Source organism: Lonsdalea britannica (assembly GCF_946477055.1).
GTDB lineage: Bacteria > Pseudomonadota > Gammaproteobacteria > Enterobacterales > Enterobacteriaceae > Lonsdalea > Lonsdalea britannica_A.
This window is the reverse complement of the sequence record NZ_CAMKXG010000131.1, coordinates 1-9923: the sequence shown is the minus strand read 5'-3', so window position 1 is coordinate 9923 and position 9923 is coordinate 1. Positions and strand designations below refer to the sequence as shown.

Sequence of the window (9923 nt, the reverse complement as noted above, 5' to 3'; positions counted from 1 at the left end):
CTGTGGCAGGACGGGCTGGACGATGCCGAACTGGCGTCGCTGACCCCGCATCTGCCGAAAGAGAATCGGACCAACCTATTTCGACAGCTGCAGGACTTCCGCTCCGAGCTGTCCCGGCGCACCATCGGTCCGCGCGGCCGGGACGTGCTGGACCAACTGATGCCTGCGCTGCTAGCGGAAGCCTGTCAGCAGGAGCAGGCCGATATCATCGTCTCACGCATCACGCCGCTGCTCATCGGCATCGTCACCCGAACAACCTATCTGGAGCTGCTGCTCGAATCGCGCCCGGCGTTGAAGCACCTCATCCGCCTGTGCGCGGCCTCTCCGATGCTGGCCAGCCAACTGGCGCGTTATCCGCTATTGCTGGATGAGCTGCTCGACCCTGCTACGCTTTATCAACCGACGGCGCAACATGCCTATGCGGATGAACTGCGCCAGTATTTGATGCGGGTGCCGGAAGATGACGAAGAGCAACAGCTGGAGGCGCTGCGCCAATTCAAGCTGACGCAGCAACTGAGGATCGCCGCCGGAGATATCGCGGGCGCGCTGCCTATCATGAAAGTCAGCGACCATCTGACCTATCTGGCCGAAGCCATCATCGCCGCTGTGGTGCAACAGGCCTGGCAGAGTATGGTGATGCGCTACGGTCAGCCATCGCACCTGCAACAGCAGGAAGGGCGCGGATTCGCGGTAATCGGCTACGGCAAACTGGGCGGCTGGGAACTGGGCTACGGTTCGGATCTCGATCTGGTCTTTTTACACGACTGTCCGGCGAACGTGATGACCGATGGCGAGCGCAGTATCGACGGCCACCAGTTCTATCTGCGGCTGGCCCAGCGAGTCATGCATCTGTTCAGCACGCGCACCTCGTCCGGGATTCTGTATGAAGTGGATGCGCGGCTGCGACCCTCCGGCGCGGCGGGGATGTTGGTCAGCACGGTTGGCGCGTTTGACGACTATCAGCGCCACGATGCCTGGACCTGGGAACATCAGGCGCTGGTGCGTGCGCGGATGGTTTACGGCGAAACCGGCGTCCAGCGTCAGTTCGAGGCGACCCGTCGACATATCCTCTGCCGGGAACGCGACGGCGAAGCGCTACGCGCCGAGGTGCGGGAGATGCGGGAGAAGATGCGGCGTCATCGCTCCAGTCGGGATCCGGACGCGTTCAATCTGAAGACGGATGCAGGCGGCATCATCGACATCGAATTCATCGTGCAGTATCTGGTCCTGCGCTATGCGCACGCGCAGCCGGCGTTAACGCGCTGGTCCGACAATGTGCGAATTCTGGAGATGATGGCCCAGCACGGCGTGATGGAAGAAGACGAGGCCAACGCGTTAACGCGGGCTTACATCACGTTGCGCGACGAGTTGCATCGTCTGGCCTTGCAGGAACGCTCCGGGCGCGTGAGCCAAGCGCTCTTTACCACGGAGCGCGAGCAGGTGGAACGCAGCTGGAAAAACTGGCTGAGCTGAGAAGTTGTACGCAAAATCGGCGACGCTGCCGCGGATTCCCCCCGCGGGGGCCGTGCCGTCGGGCGAGCTGTGGTAGTATAGCGCGCGATAAAATGAACCCTTTTTGGAGCAGGGAATGAAAGTTACGCTACCTGATTTTCGTCAAGCCGGTGTCCTGGTGGTGGGCGATGTCATGCTCGACCGTTATTGGTATGGTCCGACCAGCCGTATTTCACCGGAAGCGCCGGTGCCGGTGGTCAAAGTCGACACCATCGAGGAGCGTCCGGGCGGCGCGGCAAACGTGGCGATGAATATCGCGGCGCTGGGCGCCGGTTCGCGTCTGGTCGGCCTGACCGGGATCGATGATGCGGCCCGGGCGTTGAATGCCAAACTGAACGAAGTCAACGTGCAGTGTGATTTCGTCTCCGTCCCGACGCACCCGACGATCACCAAACTGCGGGTGCTGTCCCGCAATCAGCAGCTGATCCGTCTGGACTTCGAAGAAGGGTTCGACAACGTTGACCCGGAACCGATGATCGAGCGCATTCAGCAGGCGCTGCCGAAAATCGGCGCGCTGGTGCTGTCCGACTACGCCAAAGGCGCGCTGGTCCACGTGCAAAGCATGATTCAGACGGCGAAAGCGGCCGGTGTGCCGGTTCTGATCGATCCGAAAGGCACGGACTTCGCTCGCTATCGCGGCGCAACGCTGTTGACGCCAAACCTGTCGGAATTCGAAGCCGTCGCTGGCCGTTGCCGCGACGAAGACGATCTGGTCGCGCGCGGCATGCAGCTGATGGCGGATCTGGATCTGTCCGCGCTGCTGGTCACCCGCTCAGAGCAGGGCATGACCCTGTTGCAGCCGGGTAAAACGCCGCTGCATCTGCCGACGCAGGCGCAGGAAGTGTATGACGTAACCGGGGCCGGTGATACGGTCATCGGCGTACTGGCTGCCGCCTTGGCCGCCGGTAATCCCATAGAAGAAGCCTGCTTCCTGGCAAATGCCGCCGCAGGCGTCGTGGTCGGCAAGCTGGGCACCTCCACCGTTACGCCGATCGAGTTGGAAAATGCGATTCGCGGCCGTGCGGAAACGGGGTTCGGCGCGATGGACGAAGCACAGCTGAAAGCGGCGGTCGCGCAGGCGCGTCAGCGCGGCGAGCGCATCGTGATGACTAACGGCTGCTTCGACATTCTGCATGCCGGTCATGTGTCTTATCTGGCGAATGCCCGCAAGTTGGGCGACCGCCTGATTGTGGCCGTGAACAGCGATGCGTCGACTCAACGTCTGAAAGGCCCTACACGTCCGGTCAATCCGCTGATGCAGCGTATGATCGTGCTGGGCGCGCTGGAAGCCGTCGACTGGGTGGTGCCGTTCGAAGAAGATACTCCGCAGCGTCTGATCGCCGAAATCCTGCCGGATATTCTGGTGAAGGGCGGCGACTACAAGCCGGAAGAGATCGCAGGCAGCAAAGAAGTCTGGGACAACGGCGGCGAAGTCAAAGTGCTGAACTTTGAGGACGGCTGTTCGACCACCAATATCATCAATACCATCAAGGCCAGCCGCTGATCGATGTCGTTATGTCAGAGAAAGGGTTTACTCCATTGAATTCACAGTCTGTTGAAGCACGTCTTGAAACGCTGCGCACCCAACTCCGTTATCACGAGCACAAGTATCACGTGGAGGATGCGCCGGAAATTCCCGATGCGGAATACGACCGTCTGATGCGTGAGCTAAAGGCGCTGGAGCAGGAACATCCGGCGCTGATCACGCCGGACTCGCCGACGCAACGCGTGGGGGCGGAGCCGCTGGCGGCGTTTGAGTCGGTGCGGCACGAAGTGCCGATGTTGTCGCTGGACAACGTTTTCGACGAGCAAAGTTTTCTGGCGTTCTGCAAGCGTATCAATGACCGCCTGAAACACGCAGACGATCTCTCGTTCTGCTGTGAACTGAAACTGGATGGATTGGCGGTCAGCCTGCTGTATGAAGACGGCGTGCTGGTGCGCGCCGCCACCCGCGGCGACGGGGCGACGGGGGAGAACATCACCTCGAATATTCGCACCATCGGCGCGATCCCGCTGCGGCTGAGCGGCGACGGTATCCCGCGTCGGCTGGAAGTGCGCGGCGAAGTCTTTATGACGCACAGCGGCTTTGAGGCGCTGAACGAGGACGCGCGTCGTACGGGCGGCAAGGTGTTTGCCAACCCGCGCAACGCCGCCGCCGGTTCGTTGCGTCAGCTGGACCCGCGTATTACGGCGAAACGTCCGCTGACCTTTTTCTGTTATGGCGTTGGGCTGATTGAAGACGGCGAGCTGCCGGACTCCCATTGGGAGCGGCTGCAACGCTTCAAGTCCTGGGGACTGCCGGTCAGCGATCGCATCCAGCGGTGCAGCGGCAGCGATGCCGTGCTGGATTTCTATCGTCAGGTGGAAGAGACGCGCAGCGGTCTGGGCTTCGATATCGACGGCGTGGTCATCAAGGTCGACGATCTCGTGCTGCAAGAGCGTCTTGGCTTCGTGGCCCGCGCGCCGCGTTGGGCGGTGGCCTACAAGTTCCCGGCGCAGGAGCAGCTGACCTGGCTGCGCGACGTGGAGTTTCAGGTTGGCCGCACCGGAGCGATTACGCCGGTCGCGCGGCTGGAGCCGGTGGCCGTCGCGGGCGTGATGGTCAGCAATGCGACGCTGCATAATGCCGATGAAATCGATCGTCTGGGCATTCGCATCGGCGACCGCGTGACGGTGCGCCGCGCCGGAGACGTCATCCCGCAAATTGTCAGCGTCGTGTTGACGGAACGTCCGGAAGAAACGCAGCCTATCGTGTTTCCTGACCAGTGTCCGGTTTGCGGTTCCGACGTTGAGCGGGTGGAAGGCGAAGCGGTAACGCGCTGCACCGGCGGCCTGTTCTGCGGCGCGCAGCGTAAAGAGGCGCTGAAGCATTTTGTCTCCCGCCGGGCGATGGACGTCGATGGTATGGGCGACAAGATCATCGATCAGCTGGTGGAAAAAGAGTACGTGCATACGCCAGCCGACTTGTTCCGGCTGACGGCGGGCATCCTCACCGGGCTGGACCGCATGGGGCCGAAGTCGGCGCAGAATCTGGTGAATGCGCTGGAGAAAGCCAAGTCGACCAGCTTCGCCCGCTTCCTCTATGCCTTGGGCATTCGAGACGTCGGCGAGGCGACCGCGGCGAGCCTTGCTGCGCATTTCTTGACGCCGCAGGCGCTGTCTGACGCAGATCTGGAGGCGTTGCAGCAGGTGCAGGACGTCGGAATTGTCGTGGCGACGCGCGTACGCAATTTCCTGGATGAAGAGCACAATCAGCAGGTGATCCGGGAGCTTATCGAAGAGATTGGCATTCATTGGCCCGAGCCGGTTGTCGTCGATGTGGACGAATCCTCCAGCCCGTTCGCCGGTAAAACGCTGGTATTGACGGGCTCGTTGAGCGTCTTGTCGCGCGACGAAGCGAAAGATCGCCTCACGGCACTCGGCGCGAAGGTCAGCGGCAGCGTATCGAAAAAAACCGATATGGTGATCGCGGGCGAAGCGGCGGGGTCGAAACTGACCAAAGCACAGTCGTTGGGCATTCCGGTGATCGATGAGGCGGAAATGATGCGCCTGCTGGAGCAATAGCGATGGAAAAGGCCGACCTGCTGGCTATCGCCAACACGACCATGCCATTTGGTAAATACAAGGGCCGGGCTTTGATCGATCTGCCGGAAGAGTATCTGCTGTGGTTCGCGCGTAAGGAGATTTTCCCCGAAGGACGTTTGGGGGAGCTGCTGCAACTGACGATGGTCATCAAAATGGAAGGTTTGCAGGGGTTAATCAAACCCCTGAAAGACGCCTCAAACGGCCGGTCTGACTGACCGGCGCGTTCCTCTTCTCGCTCGCGATTACACGTAGACGTTAATCTGGTTGTTGGCGGTAGGGCGATTAATGCCGTCCGCCAACGCTGAGAAGCTGCTGGTCTGCGTGCTGCTGTCGCTGGCGTAGCTCTGCGCCTGCGCGGATTGCAGCTGGGAAATCTGGGCTGCCAGCGCCTGAATCTGCGCTTCAATCATCTGAATCTGCATCTGAGCGCTTGAATCTTCACCGCTGCTGGACGTGGCCTGACTCAGTTGTTGGGTCAGTTGCTGTATCTGCTGTTGCAACCGGGCAATCCTTTGTGTGTTATCACGGTTGCTGGACGAATCGCTGAATGATGTCGACGCTATTGCGCTGATTGCGGCCATGATGTCTTCCTCCATTTGTCAGCCTTGGTAGGCTATGGAGTGATTATAAAACAAGTGAGTTGGGTGAATATTTAGCACTTTGTCTGAAAAAACGCAGAATTTTGCGGTAAAGCGTAGGGGAAAACGTAAAGATGCGCCTCAGGGGATGATGCGCGGAGCTTAGACCTTCGTGGTGTCAGGAGGTGTGGGGCAGAGAACGCGGTCGGCCATCGAGGCCCGACCGTGGGTCAGTGCATCGGCTGACGCGAAAAGCGCCGGCCTTGCAGATGACCGTCAGATATAGATGTCAATCTGATTGCTGTCGGTCGGCTGATTCACGCCTTCCTTTTTGCTGCTGGCCGTGGACGCGTTGCTGTTTTCAGCGATGCTCTGCTGTTGCTGGCTTTGCTGCGTCTGTGCCATTTGCTCCTGAGCCTGTTGGTTTTGGAGCTGCTCAATCTGAGCTTCAATCATCTCAATCTGTGCCTGCAACATCTGCGTTTGAGTGGCTTTCGTCTCTGCATCCGCGCTTGAGTTAGACACATCTTTCAACTGCTCTGTGGCCTTTTCCAGTTTCTGGTTGAGCTGATTGATCTTCTGCGAGTAATTGGTCGAACCGCCAGAAGAGCTGCTGCTGACGGAGGTGACCGAGCTGATACTAGTCATTTTCGCTCCTGAATATGTGTGTAAAGCCGAGATATTCACCCCTTACCCGGTGCAAATCTATGCAGAGGGTAAGATCTGTTTTTCGGCGAATTTTTATCATCTTTTAATACTTAATCAGTATAAAACATTCGCCGTTATTCGTGGATCTTCGTTCTGTGTTAACGCCCGTAGACGTTGACCGCTTCCGTCAGACGGATCGCTTGCTGATTCAGTCCTGCGGCAACGCCTGAGGATTGAGTGACCATCTCGCTATTGCTTTGCGTCATTTGCTCGATCTGGGCGATGGAATCGTTGATCAGCGCCAGCGCCGACGTCTGTTCCCGCGTAGCCAGACCGATCTCGTGGATCAGGCCGCTGACCTGTCCGACGTGTTCCACGATATTGGTAATATGCTGATCGGCTTTTTCTACCAGATGGCTGCCGTTCTGAACGCTGGCGACGTTATCGTCAATTAATGCCTTGATCTCTTTGGCGGCGGAAGCCGAGTTTTGCGCCAGCTGGCGAACTTCGGCTGCGACGACCGCGAATCCTTTCCCCTGACTGCCCGCGCGGGCGGCTTCCACGGCGGCATTCAGCGCCAGAATGTTGGTCTGAAATGCAATGCTGTCGATGACGGAAATGATATCCACTACCTTGACGCTGGTCGCGTTGATCGCGTTCATCATCTTGACGGTCTGTCGCATGATGTCGCCGCCCTGCTGCGCGGCCTGAGTCGTCGCGTCGGTCAGTTGGATCGCGTTCGCCGCCGTTTCAGCGCTTTGGTGGACGGCTGATGTGATCTCTTCGATCGCCGCCGCCGTTTGCTGCAGGTTGCCCGCCGTCTCTTCCGTGCGGTGGCTCAGGTCGACATTGCCGCCCGCCAACTGCTCGCTGACGCTTTTCATGCCTGCAACCTGGGTGCTGACGTCGTCGACCAACGAGTTCAGATTGAGCGAGAACTGATTGACCACCCGCAGCAACATGCCGATTTCATCCACGCGGTTAAACCGCAGACTGTCGACTTTTCTCCCCGAAACTACACGCTGCGCCTGACGCAGTATGGTCTGTAGAGGACGGGCGATTTGCTGCTGTAAAAAGGCGTCCAGCAGCAGCAGGGTCAGCACGGAAGCGATGGCAAGCGGCAGGACACCTGCGCCGGACAACGAAAACAGAAAAGGAATGATACCGCCCGCCAATACGGCGCAGCGCAGACGCCAGCGTACCGACATTTTTTGAAATACGGACAGCACGGAGAACAGGCCGGTTCTGACCACCAGCCCTTTATAAAATTTACGGCGGCCCGCCTGCTGTTTGTTGACCGCCTCATACAGCGCTGCGGCGGCTTTCACTTCTTCCGCTTCGGGCGTATTACGAACGGAAATATAACCAGAAAGTTTATCGTTGTGATAAACCGGCGTGACGTTAGCGCGGACCCAATAATAATCACCGTTTCTGCGGCGATTTTTTACCATGCCGGTCCAACTGTCTCCCTGTTGCAAGGTATACCACATGTCTGCAAATGCGGCGGGAGGCATATCCGGGTGGCGTACAATATTATGCGGTTGGCCGACAAGCTCTTCGGCATCAAATCCACTGACCCGAATAAAGGTGGAATTGGCATAGGTAATATGGCTTTTAACGTCAGTGGTTGACATTAACGTAGCATTCGCGTCCAGCGAATATTCATGTTGGGTGACAGGTGTATTAACCCTCATAACAAAACCCCGAGTGTGTGTCGTCGAAAAAGAAATAAATGAGAAATAATTAACCGATTGAATACAGCAATTTATTAAAAAGAATGGCGTTTTATTATTATTGACGGTGGTTTGTGAATAGGACTGCCTTATATATGGCAATTGCCGTCTATTCAGAGGGGTATTTCACCAGGCTGGGGATTATCCGGTAAAGAATGTTATTGTCAATTTATTCGTGATATTAGGGCGTAGGTAATAATCATTCTCGCGATAATGATTCTTTTAAGTATAAAGTCATTTGATGATGTTAAATAAATACGATACGAAAATTAAAAATAAAGCGTGTTAGGTTTGTTAAAACGATAACGAGCTATTTATTTATATCGCTCAAGGTGTTTACAAAGTCGATAAAATAAAATGACATTATTTCCCCCCTTAAAGAGGGAAATAATGAAGGCGTCGTGTTAATCGGAAAGGTATTGTCCCGCGGCCTTTTCGACATGGGCCATTTCGTCCAGCAGCTCCAGCCATTCCGGCTCTAAGGCTTCCGCCGTGACGCCGCGACGCAACTGCTGTTCCAGATACGCACAATGCTGTTTAAGGCGGGGCACGCCGCTATAGCTGCAGCTGCCGTGCAGTTTGTGAATGATTTCCAGTAGTGATTCCTGATGCTGTCCGTCCAGCTGCGCTTCAATCTGCGGACGCACCTGAGCCAGAAAATCCAACAGCATTTTCAGCAAGTCGCGCGCCAGTTCTGGTTTATTGGCGGCCTGCTGCTGCGCCAGCGCCCAGTCGAGCGACACGGTTTCTTCGGCGTCGTCGGCTGCGGTGACCTCCGGCTCGGGCACGTGTCTGCGCAGCACGCTGTACAGCATCTTTTCATCAATCGGTTTGGACAGATAGTCGTCCATACCCGACTGGAGAAACTGTTCCCGTTCGCCGTGCATGACCTGCGCGGTGACGGCGATGATGGGCGTATCCTCGTGATTCGGCAACTGGCGGATCAACTCGCTGGCATGCAGACCATCCATCCCCGGCATTTGGATATCCATCAGGATCACGTTCAAGTCGTTTTGCCTGGCTTGCTCTACCGCTTCCGCGCCGCTCTCGCACAGGATGATGTCATCCACCAGCTCTTCCAGCAGCGTGCCGATGAGCTTGAGATTCGCCAGATTGTCGTCCACCGCCATCACCCGCAACGGCAGCCGCGGCGTTTCCTGCTTGGGATGAAGCTCCAACCCGGTACTGTTCGTATAGCTGCACTGGAACAGGTTGGTGTCCTGCAACAGCGGCAACAGACGTGCGGAGGTGATGGGTTTGCTCAGGCAGGCATGAACGCCCAGCGTTTTCAGCTGTTCCGCATCCATCTGCGCCAGACTGGGCAGGGCGAGAATGACGCAGGGCGCGCGACGGCAGAGGTTGTTGATCTTGGGCGTGAAGTCCAGCAGCGTATTGCGGTAATGGACGGGAATGCCCACCAGCAAGATATCGAACTTTTGCGCTGGCAGCTGCTCGGTCGTGGGGCTGTAGCTGACGGCCAGCGGCGTTCGTCTCAGCACATCCAGCGTCGCCTGCGCGGCGGCGGGGTTCGCTTCGACATAGGCCAGATTTTTCCCTTGCAGCATATCGAAGTAGTTGTTGAGCACGGCGGGGTGCGGATTGAGCTGCAGATTCAGCGTACACCAGAAGGTCGAGCCCTTATCGGGCACGCTGTGAAAGCGGATATTGCCGCCCATTTCCTGCACCAGCCTCTGGGTGATCACCAGGCCCAGCCCGGTGCCGCCATGTCGACGGGAAATGCTGGTGTCTGCCTGTCGAAAGGCTTGGAACAGCTGGGTTTGCTGCGTTTCATCAATCCCGATGCCGGTATCTTTGATCTGGATTTCCAGCTGCGCCTGCTGATGCAACTGGGAACGTTTTTCCACGC

Annotated in this window: 8 protein-coding genes; 4 read left to right on the top strand and 4 right to left on the bottom strand. The window is 57.7% G+C overall.

The genetic code is table 11. From position 1 onward, the window contains the following. From glnE to Q7O77_RS10245, 4 genes are all read left to right on the top strand, one after another. Positions 1–1473, top strand: a 1473-nt coding sequence (glnE, locus tag Q7O77_RS10260; RefSeq protein ID WP_304166608.1) for a bifunctional [glutamate--ammonia ligase]-adenylyl-L-tyrosine phosphorylase/[glutamate--ammonia-ligase] adenylyltransferase, incomplete at its 5' end; no start/stop codon positions are given. 115 nt (positions 1474–1588) lie between these two features. Continuing rightward, a complete protein-coding gene (gene hldE / locus Q7O77_RS10255) occupies positions 1589–3016 on the top strand; it encodes a bifunctional D-glycero-beta-D-manno-heptose-7-phosphate kinase/D-glycero-beta-D-manno-heptose 1-phosphate adenylyltransferase HldE (RefSeq protein ID WP_304166606.1) in 1428 nt (475 codons plus the stop codon). A gap of 11 nt (positions 3017–3027) precedes the next feature. Beyond that, positions 3028–5076: an NAD-dependent DNA ligase LigA gene (ligA, locus tag Q7O77_RS10250; protein WP_304166603.1), complete on the top strand. Its 2049-nt coding sequence runs from the start codon at positions 3028–3030 to the stop codon at positions 5074–5076. A 2-nt stretch (positions 5077–5078) separates the two neighbouring features. After that, positions 5079–5312, top strand: coding sequence for a DUF3820 family protein (locus tag Q7O77_RS10245; protein ID WP_085651154.1), 234 nt, complete (start codon positions 5079–5081; stop codon positions 5310–5312). A gap of 27 nt (positions 5313–5339) precedes the next feature. Here Q7O77_RS10245 and Q7O77_RS10240 read toward each other — a convergent pair whose 3' ends face one another. The 4 genes from Q7O77_RS10240 to Q7O77_RS10225 form a co-directional block, all read right to left on the bottom strand. Continuing rightward, positions 5340–5678 (bottom strand): FlxA-like family protein, encoded by a 339-nt coding sequence (locus Q7O77_RS10240; RefSeq protein ID WP_304166599.1) that lies wholly within the window; start codon positions 5676–5678, stop codon positions 5340–5342. A 273-nt stretch (positions 5679–5951) separates the two neighbouring features. Further along, positions 5952–6323 (bottom strand): FlxA-like family protein, encoded by a 372-nt coding sequence (locus Q7O77_RS10235; RefSeq protein ID WP_304166597.1) that lies wholly within the window; start codon positions 6321–6323, stop codon positions 5952–5954. 158 nt (positions 6324–6481) lie between these two features. After that, positions 6482–8017, bottom strand: coding sequence for a PAS domain-containing methyl-accepting chemotaxis protein (locus Q7O77_RS10230; RefSeq protein ID WP_304166594.1), 1536 nt, complete (start codon positions 8015–8017; stop codon positions 6482–6484). A gap of 443 nt (positions 8018–8460) precedes the next feature. Further along, the coding region (locus Q7O77_RS10225) for a response regulator (RefSeq protein ID WP_304166591.1) at positions 8461–9923 on the bottom strand (1463 nt) is incomplete at its 5' end.